We start from the raw sequence: 16,363 nt of genomic DNA on the forward strand, positions 1-16,363 counted from the left end.
CAGTCCGGCCGCGTTCGGCGCTCTGAACCCCGACGCCCTCTGTCGGCGACCCGACACGACCGGCGTGACGCATACATGAGCTCCTTCCGTGACAGCTCGCACCACAAACAGCATCGCGCCGCCCGGTCGCGCGCGCACATCGGGCAAGTACGTACTACGGCCAAGCCTTACCAGCCAGCAGGTCGCATTTCCCGCTTATGTCACCGAACCACTCATTTCAGGCATAGTTCATATCGCCCCGCATTGACCGCGGATCTTGCATCTCGCGATCACACACCACGCATCCCGGATTCCGGGACATGAACCTTCCTGCCGCCCGGTTCTTGCCGTAGCTTCTGCCGGACCGCCGACCTGCCGCTCGAGCAGTGACCGTGTGGAGTCGATGTCATCACTCTCCGGCGGATACCGAGAACCTCGTGGCGACAACAGGAAAGCCACGTTTCGAGAGGACGAGATTCCGGATGTCCACGACCGAGGATTTTCCCGACCTCGGGGGCGACCGAAAGCCGCATCCCGGGCCGGTCGTGGCCGTCATCAAGTCCCTACGTGACCTTCCCGTCGTACTCGTTGCCGGAGTACACGCCGAGCGGTTCAGGACAGATCTGCTCCTAGTCCACCTCAGCCCGCCCTCGGTTGCCTCCTGGCTCATACCGGACGGATTGGTTGTTCCCATCACTCCACCGCAGATGCTCTCGGCCCTCCGCGAAGACCCAGGGCTGCGCGACCGCGCGGTCACTCTGGCCAGTCTGTCGGGAGTACCGCTCCGTTGGCTCGAACTCACGGGCCAGTCGACTTCGCTGCTGGCCCGTGTCTGCAGGCAGAACCGTGCTCCGCTGATCGTGTTAGGCACCGACGCGGACCATCGTCCTGCCGCGCGATGGCGCGTCGCGAGGCGCCGGTCGCGAGACCGGCACCTTGAAGAGACACTGGGAACGAGCGTCGAACGGGTCATCGTCTCGGACTGATGGGGTCTCTCGGCACCTCGCCGCGATGCGCTTGCGATCAGCGGTCGTCCACTACAACGCCCGGGCATGCGAGCACGCACCCGCCACGGCATCGTCCGGGTCGTCGAGTACGGCGTCGTCGCACGAGAAGGGCAGGAACAGTGGCCGGTCCAGCGCCACGAACATCCATTCCGAGGAGCCGCCGACCTCACGGTTCCCGACCTTCCCGACCGCTCCGGAGTACGTCCGCCCCCCCGGCCGAGGCCGAGCTGTCCTCGGCGAAGCCCGTGTCGTCGAAGAACTGCGCCTCGACCAACCGCCCCAGCGGCCGCTGGCGGCCCTCGCTACACTCGGGACGGCGCGCTCCAGCCGGTGACTTCGTCCAGCAGGTCCGAGGCGCGACAGCGCGGCACCGCCGAGTCGGGGCCATATCGGCTTGCAAACAGATAAGGCCCCGCACCGGCAGCAGCACTCACGAGGTTCACACTGTGATCACCATGGATCTCGACGCGGCATTGGTCTCGAACTCTTTTACCTCAGCCGCCGACCGAAGATCTCCAGCGTCTTCTTCCATGCGGCCGCAGCGCCGTTCTCGTCGTATACCGGGGTACCCGGGAATAGAAACCCGTGATTCCCCGCCGGATGGATCTCGACAGTGGCCCGCGAGCCGAGTTTCTCCAGCTCCGCGATCATAGGCTCCTGCTCCGCCAACGGCGCGAGGACGTCGACGCCGCCGAATCCAGCGTAGATCTCACCCTTGATGTCCTTGACCGACAAATGCGGCGAGTCCGACGAGTCGGTGACGACAAAGGACGGATGCAGAATGGAACCGACGGCGAAGACATCGGGGTGCTCGGCCATCGCGCGAATCACGGTTCGGGCCGTGTGGCAGAAACCGATACATCCGAACGGGCCGGCAGCAGCCGCGGAGCCCTCCCGAAGAGCCTGTACGAGGGCCACCGAGTCGGCAACCATACGCTCGGGCGTGGTCGCGTCGATGATGCTGTCGAACCAGGCGCGTTCCGCACTGTCCGGCTTCATGACCTCAGCCATGTTGAACGCTACTTCCTGACCATGGCGATAATACAGGTCAGGGACTGCGGCTAAATAGCCTTCCTCGGCGAAACGACGGGCTACCGAGTAGATGTTCTCTCCGAGGCCAGGCCCTGCATGATAGCACAGGACTACAGGAAATGGCCCGGTCTCGTCGGGGTGCCATATGCGTGCCGACATGGAGCCGTCAACCGTTCGCACTACAAGGCGATCTTCAATCATTGCGGCTCACCTTCAGTCGGTGACGAATTCCAAATCAAAAAAAGTCAACTCGGCCCCGGTAGTCGCTGGCTCGCACCTAGGCACCGCCACGTCGCACCTGGGTGATATCACCCTGAACCCCCGCCCGATTCACCTGAAAGGCGAGCGCCGCCGCCTCGTCAGTCTCGGCATCGCGTGTACGTGTTGCGGCCGAGTCGACGTGCGCGGAGCGCAGCAACGGAGCGACCCGCGTGCCGAAGAGCTCGTGTGAGCGGGCCAGATCCGCCCAGCGGAAGGAGGCGAAGTCCGCCCAGGCGAACAGCGCGCCGAAGCCGCCCACCCGACATTGATCAATCAGTTTCTCCGCTACCGTCTCCGGCGAGCCGATCACGTAGTCCTCGGGATTGTCGAGCAGGTTGCGGATGCGCGGGTCGGCGAGCTCCATCTGGCTGCCCTCCATGCGCAGCAGGACAGGCACAAGATTCTGCGCCGCCTCGAACTTCTCCCGCGCCTCGGCGTCGGTCTCGGCGACGAAGACGCGCCTGCGCAGGCCGAGCATGGACGGATCAGTCGAGTGCCCGCACGCTTCCGCGGCCTCGCAGTAGCGCGCCGCGATGGCACTGGCCATGTTGATCGGGACCCAGCCGGTGAGGAGCTTCCAGCCGCGCTCCGCCGTCCTCACCGCCGACTCGGGCGAGAGAACGGTCGCCCAGACGGGCTCCTGCGGTCCTGTCGGCTCCCAGCGGGGCACGATTTCGAGGTTGTCCAGTTTGTAGAAGTCGTCGTGAAGCGTGACGGGCTTTCCAGTCAGTGCCAGCTCAAGGAGGGTGACTCCGCTTTCGTACCGCGGCCGAGCCTCCTCGCCGGGGTATCCGGCCAGGATCGTTTCCGTCGGCCCGGAGCCGGGCGCGACGCCGGGCTCGAACCGTCCCTTCGAGAGGTAACGCAACATCGCCACCTCTGCCGCGTACCTCCAGCCGTGATGCAAGGACAACACGCTTCCCGCGGTTGTGAAACGTAGCCGTGTCGTCTTGCTGATCAGCGCGGCGATCGCGATGTGCGGCGACGGGATCAGCGAGTCCGGGAGGAAGTGATGCTCGGCGAACGAGAGGCCGTCGAAGCCCCACTCCTCGGTCCGGGCCAGGATGTCCATCCAGTGCTCGAACGCGTCTTCCATGGCCGCCGGCGTGAGTTCGGCCGCCGTGCGGACGTAGTCCTCGGGGGTCATGATGTAGAAGCCCCAGCTCTCGATCATCGCTGCTGTCCTTCTCCCTACAGTGGTCGATGACCGGCCTTGACCACGGATCGCCGGTCGATGACGGAGTGTGATTTTCGCCAGCCAGCTACGCGACTTCCTGGCACGCCGGCTGGCACACTGGCCAAGCCGACAGAAACCCTGAACAACTGTGCAGCGATCGTAGCCACGTCATCGCCGGTGTCAAGCGCCAGATCGCCGCAGGCGCCCTCCCGAGGTCCGGGCGGCAATCGCCTCACCGATCGCGACGGCCAACCGAACGCGATCACTTGACCGGGCGCGAACTACAGACCTAATGTGCACCTGCACAGACGTTCAGTGCCGCAGGTGCGCCTGGGGCCGGCCGAGCAGCATCGACATGCGCGGGTTCGTTGCGGCTGATCGAGTTGAGAGAGACCCGCCGCCAGTGCTGGGCGGGCGGAACCTGGACCAGCCCAGCGAAAGCATCTTGAGGGGGCGCGGCGCGGAGGGAATCATCGGCTCCATCTCGGCGGACCAGGCATCCGGAGCATACCTTCAGCTACTGCTTCCTCGGCGGCTGTACTTCTGCCCAAAATTTCGCGGCATGCGACGGCCGCGGAGCGATCTGTAGCGTTCTCCACCTCCTCCACCACGCGAGATGTTCTTGCCGCTACCAGCCATCGGCGCAGGCACGGCGACCGCGATGTCGACGAAGCTACCCACGTCCTGGGTGTCGATCTTTCACGACGGCACTCCGGTTCATTGACAAAGAATCATCTACCAGCGACCAGATAGAGACGGATCTGTCTTCGCGCGGGAACCACTGTCCTCGGAAACGGTATCGAGGCCGCCCGAAGATGGGTCCAGGCCGGTATTGGCTGGCCCAGGATTCCGGCAGGTCGGGTTCCCCGATCTACAGCTGAGCCACGCCCTGTCCGGCCTGATTGTTGGTCGCGACGAGAGCCCGCCATGGAGGTGGYACTTATGGCACAGCAGGAAGGTCACGCGCTTTCCGGTGTACGAGTGATCGATTTTGGCCAGTACATCGCCGGTCCGCTGGTGGCCCAGTTACTGGCGGACTACGGAGCGGACGTGATCCGGGTTGATCCCCCCGGCGGTCCGGTCTGGAAGAACGACTGCAACGCGATCCTGCAGCGAGGAAAGCGCAGCATCTCCCTTGATCTCAAGGATCCCGACGATGCGGAGATCGCCCGGAAGCTGGTCGACTCCGCGGATGTGCTGATCGAGAACTTCCGTCCTGGAGTGATGGATCGGCTGGGTCTCGGTTCGGCCGAGGCACTGGCGCGTAATCCCGGCCTCGTCTACTGCTCGATACCGGGTTTCGCCGCCGACGACCCGCGAGCGACCTGCTACGCGAGCGAGGGCGTCGTCGCGGCAGTCGCCGGTCTCTACCCGCCACAGGACCTGGACTGGAGCGCCGCTCCGGTCGTGAACACTCTCCCGTTGGCGTCGGTCTCGGGTGCTCTCACGGCCGTGAACGCCGTGGTCGCGGCGCTGATCGCTCGAGAGCGCTGCGGGCTGGGCCAGCGGATCGAGGTCTCACTCTACGACGCGACCTATGAACTGACCCGCGTCTATGGAGACATTCCGCCGGGAAGCAAGACAGGGCACGCGCCCCCCAGAGGGTTCGGTAGTTCTTCGATCTACCCCATCGCACGCAGTTATGAGTGCGCTGACGGTCGCTGGGTACGGATCACCTGGCTGGAAGGGCGTCAGGTCGCCGACTTCGGCAAGCTGGTCGGGAAGTACGAGGATTGGAAGGCCCTCGGCTTCCTCGAAGCCGGAGTCCAACGGATCCAGGCCGATCCGGAACTCGTCGAGAGTATGACCGCGGAGATCTCGGCGGCATTCATGACGCAGCCGGCCGACCACTGGGAGCGCGAGGTCGGCCTCATCGCCGACCTTACGGTGATCCGTACGAGCCGTGAATGGCTCCTGTACGACGTGCAGGCGCACGCGATCGGCGGCTCGGTGGAGCTGGTGGACCCGGAACTGGGGGTCACGAAACAGGCCGGCAGCCCGGTGACGCTGACCGCCACTCCTGCGACGCCGACCTCCAGGCACCAGCTGGACGCGGACCGGAACGAGATACTCGCGGAGCTGGAATCCGGTGGGTCGCGCCGGGAGGCAACGGTCCCGGGGGGCGAGGCGATACCGCTTGGATCCGCGCTGGAAGGCATCCGTGCGGTCGACACGACGGTGCTTCTGGCCGGCCCGGCGGCATGCCGCCTGCTCGCGGAGTTCGGCGCCGAGGTCGTTCATGTGGGTAACCCCAACTGGCGAGGTATGACCACGCTCCACTACCAGACCCAGGGTGGCAAGCGTACGACACTGCTCGACCTGAAGAAGCCCGGCGCGCTTGATATCTTCTACAGGCTGACCGAGAGCGCCGACATTGTTTCGACCAACTACTCTCAGTCGGTCGGGGATCGCCTGGGAGTCGGCGAGAAGGCAATCCGTGAATACAACGCGAACGTCATCTACTCAAGGGTSTCGGCTCACGGGGTATTCGGGCCTCGCGCCGAGTACCGCGGGCATGAGGAGATCGGACAGGCAGTCACCGGAGCGCTCCTGCGATTCAGTAAGACACCGGCTGGGAACATGCAGTTCCACCTCATCAACGACAGCGGCACCGGGCAGCTGGCCGCCTTCGGGATCATGGTCGCGCTGTTTCATCGGATGCGTACCGGCGTTGGCCAGTTCGTGGGCAGTTCACTCGCCCAGACCTGTGTGACCTGGCAGACGCCCTACATGATTGACCACCGGGCACGCGACTGGGACGACCCCGGCGGCTTGGACTTCCGGGGCTACAGCCCGCTTGAGCACGTCTACAAGGGCAGTGACGGCCGCTGGTTCTACCTCTCCGTCAAGCCGTCGACCGATCTGTCCGTGCTGGCCTCGGTCGCGGGGCTCGACGGAGTCGACACGGTCGCGCCCGAATCTCTCGAAGCCGAACTCGCCGAACGGTTCGCGGGCAAGCCGGCGAGCGCCTGGGTCGCGGAGCTGAACGGCGGCGATCCCGGCATCGGTGCCGGGATCGCCGCGACCTTCAGCGAGGTGATGTCCGATGACTGGGCTCGCGGTCACGGTCTGGTCCAGGAGGTCGACTTCCGCGACATCGGACGGGGAACCCTCATCGGTCCTGCTCCCCGCCTCTCACTGACCCCGATGAGGCTCGGGACGCCGGTCGGTCCTCCCGGATGCGACAGCAGGGCCGTCATCGAGGATCTCGGGCTGGGAGCCCGGACCGATGACCTGATCGCGCAGGGCGTCATCCGAGAGACAGCCGACCAGCAGACCCACAGGTAGCGGCCTAGCCATCCTCCGGCGGGGCGAAAGCGTGACCGTCGGGGCCACACCGGCGATGTGGCCCCGACGGTCACTTGACTTTCGCCGCTTCGTTGCGAGCCGCGGGGATCGACACCGCGGCCGCCCCAATCACGGATCTCGACCCAGCATGGGGATCAAATTGTTGATCGAAAGCCGAGTCATCGCAGACACCGAAGTCAGCCCCATGGGCGCACGCACCTGGCGGCCGGCGGGACCTGGGCCGTTCCCCGTCGTTCTTTGCTACCACCATGGGCCAGGACTCGGCGAGGAGATCTACTCCGTCGCTCGCGACCTGGCCGAGGAGGGCTTCTTCGCCGCCGCTCCGGATCTCTACCACCGCGAGGGCGAAGAGATCAGCTTCAACATGAGCGACCCCTCGGTGCGCGCTTCCGAGCGGGAGCGCCTTTTCGGCATCATCGACCGGACCACGCCGGCGATCATGGTCTCTGACGCCCTCGTTCTGATCGACGCGATACGAAGGAATCCGGCCACCGACCAGGGACCGGTCGGCTGCATCGGATTCTGCCATACCGCACGCACGGTGATTCACGGAATGGCCAGGAATCCCGACGTCTTCGCTGCCGGCTCATTCATGCATCCCTTTCTCACCGTGACTGACCGGGCAGATTCACCGCATCTGCTGGTCAGGGAGGTCGAGGGCACGATATACGGAGCCTTCGGAGGCGCCGACCAGATCTCCCCCGTCGCGACACAGCAGCCGCTGATTGACGAGCTGAACAAACTCGGCGACCGTGCGGTGGTGGACGTCTTCCCCGCGGCGAATCATGGATTCCTTTTCCAGGGCACCGAGCCGTCGGTGTACGAGCCGGAGGCCGCGGCCGCCGCCTGGGCGAGGACCGTCGATCTCCTCAGGCGAGGACTGAACCAGGTGGCCCGCGCCTGAGGAGGAGCAGCCCTGCGGCATCATCAGCGACGCCCGCTCGCGGCTGCCAGGTCAAGGTCGCACACAATGACTGTGGCCAGAATGTCACCCGACATTCTGGCCACAGTTCTTTTCGCCATTGTGCGGGCGATCGAGCCCTATTCCGGCCTCAGCCGCCGAGCGCCTTCGCGACCCGTTCGATCACAGGCTTGATCACCTCAGCGGGTGCGCACAAGGGCTTCGAGTCGTTGACAGGGACCGACTTCCCGTCAAGAATCTTCCAGTTGAACCAGCAGGAATTTGTCGTGATCTGCCCGGCGGTGTAGGTGGTGGGCTGGACCAGGCCGCCAAGCGTCTCCCCCTTGATCGTGTAGAGCGCGCTCTGCAGCTTGACCGGGGTCAGATCTCCGGTGATCTTTCCGACGCCGACCTCGATCATTTTCCCCGCCGTCCAGCCACTCTGGGCGAAGGCGTTGTCGGTGACCTGTCCGACGAAATCTTTCTCGTACTGCTCGAGGGCCGCCCGGTAGGCCTTCTGCCCCGGAAGGTCCGAGTCGTACGCGCCCGGTCCAATGTCCTCGACAATGGAATTATTGAAGGCCGGGTCAGTCAACCAGCTCTTGATGAAACTGGCCCCGAGAAGGACCTGCGGCGCCTTCAGCCCCTGTTGATGACATTGGCGGGCAATCTTCTCAATCATCGCCGAGGCCCCTCCAACCTCATAGGAATCGACATCGGCGTCGATCAGCTGCTGGCACACCGCGGTGTATTCCGGCGACGTGGCGGAGACAGCCAGGGCGACCGGCATCGACACGCCGGCTGCTTTTGCAAATGCCTTGTAGGTGTCGATGGAGAAAGTAGCCGCCAACTCACTGGCATACACGAATCCGAAGGTCGATCCGAGCTGCTTCGCCGAGCCGAAGGTTCCATAGCCCAGCGCTATCGTCGAAGGAATGACCGGGAAGGTGTTCGGCGAGATGAGCGCTCCCTGGCCGGGAGTGCCGGCGATCACGGGAACCTTCGCCGCCTCAGCTATCTTGACCCATTTCGAGTCCTGGAGATCGTGGTCGATGATCGCCAGAACGTGGTCCTGGTTTATCAGCTCCTTGGCCGCTGTGATCCCACCACCGGTCGTCGAACTGCCGACGTCCTTGACGATCAGTTTTACCGGGTGACCGCCGAGACCGCCGGATGCGTTGAGCGACTTCACCTAGGCGTCAGTCGCCCTGGCTCCCCCACCGGCCGTCGAGGCCGCGAATCCCGAGTATGCGCCGATGACCCCGATGGAGACTGGAGATCCGCTGGCGTTCGAACCCGCCTCCGCGGAGCCACCATCGTCAGCACTCCCGCCCCCGCAGGTGGCCAGCAACACCGGTATCAGAACCGCGGACAGCCCACTACAGAACTTTCGACAAAATGTCATTGGTGGTCCAGGTCCTCCGTCCGGGATAAACACCCAGGGCGCACTCAGAGGCAGTCCACGTGTCCGGGAACACCACGACCGAAGCTCCCCCGAGATTCTGGTTGAATTTCGTCATCTGGATCGGCGACCAGGGTCCGTGGCCAGTCGACAGAGAAGGGTCGCAGCAGGCCGATCGTCGACGCCTGGTGCTCAACAGGAAAGTTCCCGGATCCCGCGACAGCGCCAATTCGGAGGGAGTTCGCCCGTCTATACGACCTTCGCGAGAAGGATACCGAGGAGATCAGCCCGCGCGGCAATGCGAATCCCGCTTTCCGGTACACCTTTCACCGTGAACGCCCGGGTCGTCCGCGACCCGACGTGCGACCCGTTCGGTCGACGTCCGCCCTGCTCCTGGCGCGGTCGGCGAGCTACGGCTTCCCGGACTCACCCGCCGGCGATCTGGACATGACCTTCGGCGACACGCTCGGCGCCTGCCGAGTTACGAGACGACCGCGGGACCGACCGAGGCGGTCGGCCGGGCATCGCTCACGGCCGGATCAGGCTGGTCCGTCGAGCCGATGCGGCGCGCCGGTGACCTGACGCACGAGCTCCACCCCGTAGTCATTGCCGTTCGGAGTACGCACCAGCGTGTGGATGTGGAACTTCTCCGGTTCCGGGTTGGCCAGGAACATGCCCGCATGGTGGTCGAACTCGATGAGGATCACCGGGCTCTGCACACGGAAGTAGAAGGGGTCCTGGTCGCCCCGCCCGCCGATCCAGCAGAAGTACGTCTCGTCGAGGTGGCGGCGGATGTCGGCCACACGCGCCTGCCGGACGCCTTCGGGCTGGTAGTCGAGGAAGAGCTCCGTCAGGTCGACCAACGCCTCGCACTGCTCAGGGGTCAGCTCGGTCGTGCGCAGGCCTTCGTACGGGATGACGCGGTTGTCCTGGAACGCGCCGCCGAGGTGCAGCTCGTCCCCGGGGTGGAGCCGCCCAGGGGGCATCTCGGGGTCGCGCTTCCGGTGGTAAAGGACCGCCCGCTCGGCCTGGCTGCCGGTGAGGCTCCGCGCGAAGGCGAGTCCCGCGTGCTCCTGTTCGTCGAAGAGGGTCAGGCCGGCGTGTTCCCCGGCGTCGACCGCGTTCGGCTCGGCTCCGAAGAAGACCGGCGTGAGAACCTGCTGGCCACCGATCAGGAGGCAGCTGACGGCGAGGTGATGTCCCCACAGGTTCCAGCCCCAGGGCTCCTCCGCCGACGGAGTACCGAAAACATTGATGTTGTAGCTGTTCTCGTTGAGTAGCGCGGGGAGTTCGACGAGCTCACCGAGGAAGCCGTTGACGGCCATGAGATCGCGCACCTTGCGGTAGCCGGTGGGGCTCAGGCACGCGGCGACGAGTTCGAGGGCATACTCGCGTACCTCCTCGCGTGTCTCCTCCAGCCTGACCCCGAAGCGGTTGAGGTAGATCTCCGGATTCATCCACGCGCGCCACACCCGGCTGTCGAGCGGATGCTGCACACGCTCGCGTTCGTCCGGACTGAGGGCTTCCAGAAAGACGCTCGCGGCTCGCACCGCCTGCGCGGTCGGTGCCCGCTCGTCGCCACCCGCGGTGAACAGCCCCGGTGTGAGGTCGCCGTCGGCGGTGATGCCGCGGAACCGGGTGGACTCGAACAGGTTCGTCCACGCCTCGAGTACCTCGTCGAAGGGCGGCACCCGCCGCAGCGCGTCGACGTAGGTGTACGGGTCGCACTGGCGGAAGTCACTCAGCCGAGGGTGTTCTGGAGAGTACAGGTGATCGCGGAAGTCACCGGCCATGCCGCCTCCTGAATTCCGTAGGCACGAGACCGCGTCGGCTCGCGGCGCCCGGCCGCTCTGGAAACGGTGCATCGGACACCGATCGCTTGACGCTCCTGGGACGCCCGCCTTACTTTGCCACCGGTCCCCATTACGGTCCATCGGTCCGTAATACGGACCACCTACCGGCCGGAGGAGAGTATGCCAGCACCTACGCAGGACACGACTCCACAGTCCGCGACCGCACCTCCCGCCCAGCGCGGCACGCCGTTCCTGCAGGGGGTGCGGGTGCTCGACGTCACGGGGGCGCTGGCCGGCCCCTACTGCACGACGATCCTGTCCGATCTCGGCGCCGACGTCCTCAAGATCGAGCCCGTGACGGGGGACAACCTGCGCGGGCGCCGGTTGGGGCCTGAGCGCAGACCGATCCCGTTCGACCTTGTCCACCGTGACAAGAAAAGCCTCGCTGTGGACATGAAGTCCCAGGAGGGTGCCACGATCATGCGTCAGCTGGCTCAGCGCAGCGACATTCTGGTGGAGAACTTCCGGGCGGGCGCGATGGCCCGGCTGGGCCTCGGTTACGAGGATCTCCGGCCCCAGTGCCCGGACCTGGTCTACTGCTCGATCTCGGGCTTCGGTCAGTACGGACCCATGCGGGACGCGAAGGGCATCGACCTGATCGCGCAGGCGTACAGCGGCATGATGTCAGTCACCGGGTCCGCGGACGGACAGCTGGCGAAGGCGGGATTCCCCGTGTCCGATGTGGGCACCGGCATGTGGGGGGCCATCGGCGTGCTGGCCGCGCTGCTGCGGGCGCGAGCCGGCGGCGGCGGCGCGTACATCGACGTCGCTCTGGCGGACTCGGTGGCGGCGTGGTCGCTGTGGGAGGTCGCCGACTTCGTCGCCACCGGAGTCGAACCCGCTCCGCTGGGCACAGCTCACCGCCTGGCCGCACCCTACGAGGCCTTTTCGTGCTCGGACGGCGCGACGTTGGTCATCGGTGCGGTCGACCGCGCCTGGCTGGCCCTCTGCGGCGTGCTCGGCATCGACCTGTCCGACGATCCCCGCTTCGCGACCGAGTACGAACGCTTCGTCCACCGTGCGCCCCTGGCCGACATCCTCCAGGGGCGCTTCGCCACCGCCACCCGCGACCACTGGATCGACACCTTGCGCGCCGCCGGTGTCCCCTGCGGCCCGGTCAACCGCATCGGCGAGATTCTCACGGACGAACAGTTCGCCGTGCGTGGCCTCTTCGAGCATGACGAGCACCGCTTCGGCCAGCCGACCGTGGTGAACACGCCGATCGTCTCCGACGGAGCGCCACGTGCCCGTGGCCGAGCTCCCGCGCTCGGGCAGGACACCTTGTCGGTGCTTTCCGGGCTCGGATACGACGGTGAACGGATCTCCACGTTGATCGAGCGCGGCGTCGTCGGCGCCTGCAGCCGTGATGACGAGCCCCAGCGGAGCGGGCTGAAGCCGCACGCCACGAACAGCCCCACATGAGCCACCGCCACGCACCCCAGGAGAGCCCAGCAGTGGACAGCACCACGCAGCCAACGTCACCCGTCTGGACCGACGGCCTCGGCCTCACCCGCGTTCTCACCGCCGCGGGTCCCGTGGCCGTGCTGTGGCGAGACGGCGATCCTCAGGCACACCTCGCCCTGGTCGGCGGGCAGACCTTCGATGATCTACCCGCGCTGATCGAGGCCGCTTCGGGCGATCCGGCGACAATCCTCGCCGGCGCGTGCGTTGACGCCGCCCGCGACAGGATCCTCAGCCCCGTCGGTCGACCCGGAAAGATCATCTGCATCGGCCAGAACTACCTCGACCACGTGCGTGAAGGAGGCCGACAGGACGGCCCCGCCTACCCGGATCTGTTCGCGAAGTGGCACACCTGCCTGGCCGCGCCCTTCGGCGAGGTACCGCTGCCGCCGGAGTCGGACCAGGTCGACTACGAGAGCGAACTCGCCGTCGTCATCGGCGCCCGCGCACGGCGGGTGCCGGCGGAGGGAGCCGGCAGCGTCATCTTCGGATACACCGCGGCCAACGACGGGTCCGTACGCGACTTCCAGTTCCACACCGCCCAGCGCACCGCGGGCAAGGCGTGGGACGGCCTGACGCCACTCGGCCCCGTCGTCGTGCCCGCCGTTCAGCTCGGCGGAAGCCGTCCTGACCTCGCGATCACTGGTCTGCTCGACGGCCAGGTCATGCAGGACGACCGCACGTCCAGTCTCCTTTTCGGCATCCCCGAGCTGATCAGCTACATCACCACTGTGATGACTCTGGAACCCGGTGACCTCATCCTCACCGGAACCCCCTCGGGCGTCGGCTTCGTGCGCGACCCCAAGGTCCTGCTGCGCCATGGCGACGAGTTCGAGGTCCGTATCGAGGGCGTCGGCTCGCTGCGGAACCGCTTCGTCGATGAGAAGTCGCGATGACGGCCACGCAGACGCCGGCGGAGGTGCGGACACAGATCCGGGACGCCGTCGCCACCGTCGAGTTCAGCAATCCGGCCCGGCGCAACGCGCTGTCAGCGGCGCTCATGGCCGACCTCGCGCGGACCCTGGGCGCGCTGGGTGACGATCCGTCAGTACGGGTCGTCGTCCTGCGTGGCGCCGGTACCCAGGCGTTCGCGTCCGGCGCCGACATCGGCGAGTTTCGCCGCCCGGCGCACGGTGCGACCGGGCCTGAGGAAGGAGCCTTCTCGATCGTGGACGCGGCGGCGAGCAGGTTGTTCGCCCAGCTCTCGGCGCTACCGATGCCGATCATCGCCCGTATTCATGGCTATTGCCTGGGGGCGGGCATGGCGCTGGCGCTCGGCGCCGACCTCCGCTTCGCGGACACCGAGAGCGTCCTGGGTATCCCCGCTGCTCGGCTGGGGGTCGGCTACCCACTCGATCAGACTGCCGCCCTCGTTGAGACGGTGGGCCCGGCGGCCGCCGGGGACATGCTGTTCACCGGACGACGCCTGACGGCCCGTGAGGCCCTGGCGATTCGGCTGGTCGACCGGGTCGTGGAACCGCACGATCTCGGACCGGTCGTGGACGAGGTGGCCGCCATGATCGCCGCGAACGCCCCGCTGTCGGTACGCGCTTCCAAGACGTCCATCCGGGCTGTGCGCGGTCAGGGCACCGGGCAGGATAATCAGTCCGCGGCCCGGGGGCTGGCCACCGAGGCCATCGCCCGCTGCCCGTCGTCTCGGGACCTGCGCGAGGGCGCGCTCGCCTTCCTGGAGAAGCGCCAGCCCCGGTTCACCGGCGAGTGAACCGGTCGTAGGATCCCGGCACCGTCCGACTGCCCGTGTCTCGGGCCTCAGACCTCGGTTGGTGCGCCGCGGCGCACCAGCGGCAGGAAGATCGTGTCGACGATCTCCTCGAGGGTCTCGTCAGGCACCGGAGCGAGCGTCATGAGGAACTCATGGCGCAGGAGCGCGAAGGGCAGCGATTTGATCCGGTCGGTGAGCCGGTCGGGTTCGATCTCGCCGCGAGCTACGGCGCGGGTGAACATCACCTCGGTTGATCCCTCCCGGCCGGCTGTGATGGCGTCACGCAGGTCGGCGGGGCTGGTGCCCGTCTCCTGGTAGTACCCGGCGAGGTGAACGCTCATGGCCGTGGCCAGCTGGAGGCGGGTGGCGTTGGCCTCGCGCATGACGGCCAGGATGTCGCCGCGCAGGCTGCCGGTGTCGGGCGTCTCGATGTGGTTGCGCCTGGTGATGTGGACGATCGCAGCTCGGATCAGAGCACGTCGGTCGGGCCAGCGGCGGTAGAGCACCGGACGGCTGGTGCCCGCGCGCTGGACGACGCGGTCCATCGTGAAGCTGGCGTAGCCGTTCTCCGCCAGTTCGTCCCAGGCCGCCTCGAGCAGAGCGGCCTCGAGGGCCGCACCGCGTCGCCGCTCGGTCATGACTTCCCCCACTCCCACTAGACACAGTTGTGTGTCTTATAGATGCGACCTATCCTCGAAGTCGCTAGGAAACACCTCTGTATCTTAGGTGGCTGCCTGTGAGTACTGGCCAGACCGAGACCCCGGCCGCGACCGCGACCGCGGACATCGACCCCGCCGTGTGGCGGATGGCGTTCACCATCATCGTCGGCGCACTGGCCGTCGTTTTCGACACCACCATCGTCAGCGTCGCGCTCAACGACCTCGGCCGCGAGCTCCACGCCTCGATCTCCAGCATCCAGTGGGTCAGCACCGGCTACCTGCTCGCGATGTTCGTCACCATTCCGATCGCGGGCTGGGCCCAGTCCGCGATCGGCGGCAAGCGGCTGTGGATCGCGGCCCTCGGCGTGTTCCTCGCCGGCTCGATCCTGTGCGCGCTCGCCTGGGACGCACCGAGCCTCATCGCCTTCCGCGTGGTCCAAGGCATCGGTGGCGGCGTGATGATGCCACTCATGATCACTTTGATCATGCAGGCCGTGCGGGGCCAGAACATCGGCAAGGTCATGGCCACGATCACTCTTCCGGCCACGCTGGGCCCGATCCTCGGCCCGGTCCTCGGCGGAGTGATCCTGCATCTCGCCGACTGGCGCTGGCTGTTCCTCGTCAACGTCCCGTTCTGCGTCGTCGGAGGCTGGCTCGCCCTGCGCAACCTCCCCGACGACCGGCCCGCCCCCGGCAGCCGCACCCGCCTCGACGCCGTCGGGCTGCTCCTGCTCTCCCCCGGTGTCGCCGCCGTCATCTACGGCCTCTCCCAGGTGACCKAGGCAGGCGGGTTCGCCAGCGCCGAGGTCCTGGTGCCACTGCTCGCCGGGCTCGTCCTGGTCGCGGCCTTCATCGCCTGGGCTCYCCCCCGCGCCGGCGCCGCTGTCGTCAACGTGCGCCTGTTCCGCCACCGAGCCCTCGCGTCCTCATCCGCACTGGGATTCCTGACCGGCGCGACCCTCTACGGGGCGATGCTCCTGCTTCCCCTCTACTGGCAGCAGGTCCGCGGTGAGGACGCCCTCGGGGCCGGGCTCCTGCTCATCCCACAAGGCGTCGGAACCTTGCTCTCCCGTGGCATCGCCGGCAGATACACCGACCGCTTCGGGCCCCGCTGGGTCGCCCTCACCGGCTTCGCGGCCGTCGCCGTCGCCACGGTGCCCTTCGCGTTCGTCACCGCTGACACCAGCAACATCCTGCTCATGGCCGCGCTCCTCATCCGCGGCGCGGGCATGGGTCTGGCCACCATCCCGCTCACCGGCGCAGCCTACGTCGGCCTCGGTCACGAGGAGATCCCTCACGCGAGCATCATCACCCGCGTCGCCCAGCAGATCGGAGGCTCCATGGGCACGGCCGTGCTCGCCATGATCCTCCAGCACACCGCCAGCGGCGCCCACACCGCCGGCGCTCTCGCCAGCGCCTATGCCGACACCTTCTGGTGGACCGTCGCCTTCACCGCCGCCGCCGTCCCGCTCTGCCTCCTGCTCCCGGCACGCGCCACCGCGGGCCCCGTCCCAGCCGGGAGAGAGGCCGAGGCCTCCCTTGCGCTGTAGAGGGCTCGGCAACGCGAAACGCAGAGTGTCTCGTCATTCGCCTCGACAG

The 16,363-nt window shown here is 66.7% G+C and carries 12 protein-coding genes; 7 read left to right on the forward strand and 5 right to left on the reverse strand.

Annotated elements, in window-relative coordinates; genetic code table 11:
• The first annotated feature begins 461 nt into the window (after nucleotides 1-461).
• On the forward strand, nucleotides 462-965 hold the full coding sequence (locus CcI49_RS42035) for a hypothetical protein (RefSeq protein WP_158230753.1): 504 nt from the start codon (nucleotides 462-464) through the stop codon (nucleotides 963-965).
• A gap of 510 nt (nucleotides 966-1,475) precedes the next feature.
• On the opposite strand, the gene CcI49_RS11530 is transcribed toward CcI49_RS42035, so the two are convergent.
• Both CcI49_RS11530 and CcI49_RS11535 read right to left on the reverse strand, forming a co-directional pair.
• Complete coding sequence (locus tag CcI49_RS11530; RefSeq protein ID WP_076826332.1) at nucleotides 1,476-2,219, reverse strand: dienelactone hydrolase family protein; 744 nt, start codon at nucleotides 2,217-2,219, stop codon at nucleotides 1,476-1,478.
• Nucleotides 2,220-2,295: 76 nt separating this feature from the next.
• Entirely contained in the window at nucleotides 2,296-3,453 is a 1,158-nt protein-coding gene (locus CcI49_RS11535; RefSeq protein WP_076826334.1) for an LLM class flavin-dependent oxidoreductase, read from the reverse strand.
• A gap of 945 nt (nucleotides 3,454-4,398) precedes the next feature.
• Here CcI49_RS11535 and CcI49_RS11540 point away from each other — a divergent pair.
• Both CcI49_RS11540 and CcI49_RS11545 read left to right on the forward strand, forming a co-directional pair.
• The gene (locus CcI49_RS11540) at nucleotides 4,399-6,744 is read left to right on the forward strand and encodes a CoA transferase (protein WP_158230754.1); all 2,346 of its coding nucleotides are present in this window, start codon (nucleotides 4,399-4,401) and stop codon (nucleotides 6,742-6,744) included.
• Nucleotides 6,745-6,775: 31 nt separating this feature from the next.
• Nucleotides 6,776-7,669 (forward strand): dienelactone hydrolase family protein, encoded by an 894-nt coding sequence (locus CcI49_RS11545; RefSeq protein ID WP_083749444.1) that lies wholly within the window; start codon nucleotides 6,776-6,778, stop codon nucleotides 7,667-7,669.
• A 148-nt stretch (nucleotides 7,670-7,817) separates the two neighbouring features.
• Here the strand turns inward: CcI49_RS11545 and CcI49_RS11550 are convergent, their stop codons facing one another.
• Entirely contained in the window at nucleotides 7,818-8,858 is a 1,041-nt protein-coding gene (locus tag CcI49_RS11550) for an ABC transporter substrate-binding protein (protein WP_076826341.1), read from the reverse strand.
• Between the two features lie 749 nt (nucleotides 8,859-9,607).
• Nucleotides 9,608-10,861, reverse strand: coding sequence for a DUF3500 domain-containing protein (locus CcI49_RS11555; protein ID WP_076826343.1), 1,254 nt, complete (start codon nucleotides 10,859-10,861; stop codon nucleotides 9,608-9,610).
• A gap of 180 nt (nucleotides 10,862-11,041) precedes the next feature.
• Here CcI49_RS11555 and CcI49_RS11560 point away from each other — a divergent pair, with 180 nt between their 5' ends.
• The 3 genes from CcI49_RS11560 to CcI49_RS11570 are packed head-to-tail and all read left to right on the forward strand — an operon-like array spanning nucleotide 11,042 to nucleotide 14,105.
• A complete protein-coding gene (locus CcI49_RS11560) occupies nucleotides 11,042-12,343 on the forward strand; it encodes a CaiB/BaiF CoA-transferase family protein (RefSeq protein ID WP_083749445.1) in 1,302 nt (433 codons plus the stop codon).
• A 32-nt stretch (nucleotides 12,344-12,375) separates the two neighbouring features.
• The gene (locus CcI49_RS11565; protein ID WP_076826345.1) at nucleotides 12,376-13,278 is read left to right on the forward strand and encodes a fumarylacetoacetate hydrolase family protein; all 903 of its coding nucleotides are present in this window, start codon (nucleotides 12,376-12,378) and stop codon (nucleotides 13,276-13,278) included.
• A complete protein-coding gene (locus CcI49_RS11570) occupies nucleotides 13,275-14,105 on the forward strand; it encodes an enoyl-CoA hydratase-related protein (RefSeq protein WP_076826347.1) in 831 nt (276 codons plus the stop codon). The genes CcI49_RS11565 and CcI49_RS11570 overlap by 4 nt, the downstream gene beginning before the upstream one ends.
• 47 nt (nucleotides 14,106-14,152) lie before the next feature.
• On the opposite strand, the gene CcI49_RS11575 is transcribed toward CcI49_RS11570, so the two are convergent.
• Nucleotides 14,153-14,743, reverse strand: a complete 591-nt coding sequence (locus CcI49_RS11575) for a TetR/AcrR family transcriptional regulator (protein WP_076826448.1) — start codon at nucleotides 14,741-14,743, stop codon at nucleotides 14,153-14,155.
• 98 nt (nucleotides 14,744-14,841) lie between these two features.
• On the opposite strand from CcI49_RS11575, the gene CcI49_RS11580 reads away from it, so the two are divergent.
• Complete coding sequence (locus CcI49_RS11580; RefSeq protein ID WP_076826349.1) at nucleotides 14,842-16,314, forward strand: MDR family MFS transporter; 1,473 nt, start codon at nucleotides 14,842-14,844, stop codon at nucleotides 16,312-16,314.
• The last annotated feature ends 49 nt before the right edge of the window (nucleotides 16,315-16,363 follow it).

Origin of the sequence: Frankia sp. CcI49, assembly GCF_001983215.1 — a bacterium.
In the GTDB taxonomy this organism is placed as follows: domain Bacteria; phylum Actinomycetota; class Actinomycetes; order Frankiales; family Frankiaceae; genus Parafrankia; species Parafrankia irregularis.

Bases quoted from the DNA above. Each gene is read 5' to 3' on its own strand.
- CcI49_RS11575 (WP_076826448.1), bottom strand. From the start codon at position 14,743: ATGACCGAGCGGCGACGCGGTGCGGCCCTCGAGGCCGCTCTGCTCGAG.
- CcI49_RS11555 (WP_076826343.1), bottom strand. From the start codon at position 10,861: ATGGCCGGTGACTTCCGCGATCACCTGTACTCTCCAGAACACCCTCGG.
- CcI49_RS11530 (WP_076826332.1), bottom strand. From the start codon at position 2,219: ATGATTGAAGATCGCCTTGTAGTGCGAACGGTTGACGGCTCCATGTCG.
- CcI49_RS11560 (WP_083749445.1), top strand. From the start codon at position 11,042: ATGCCAGCACCTACGCAGGACACGACTCCACAGTCCGCGACCGCACCT.
- CcI49_RS42035 (WP_158230753.1), top strand. From the start codon at position 462: ATGTCCACGACCGAGGATTTTCCCGACCTCGGGGGCGACCGAAAGCCG.
- CcI49_RS11570 (WP_076826347.1), top strand. From the start codon at position 13,275: ATGACGGCCACGCAGACGCCGGCGGAGGTGCGGACACAGATCCGGGAC.
- CcI49_RS11535 (WP_076826334.1), bottom strand. From the start codon at position 3,453: ATGATCGAGAGCTGGGGCTTCTACATCATGACCCCCGAGGACTACGTC.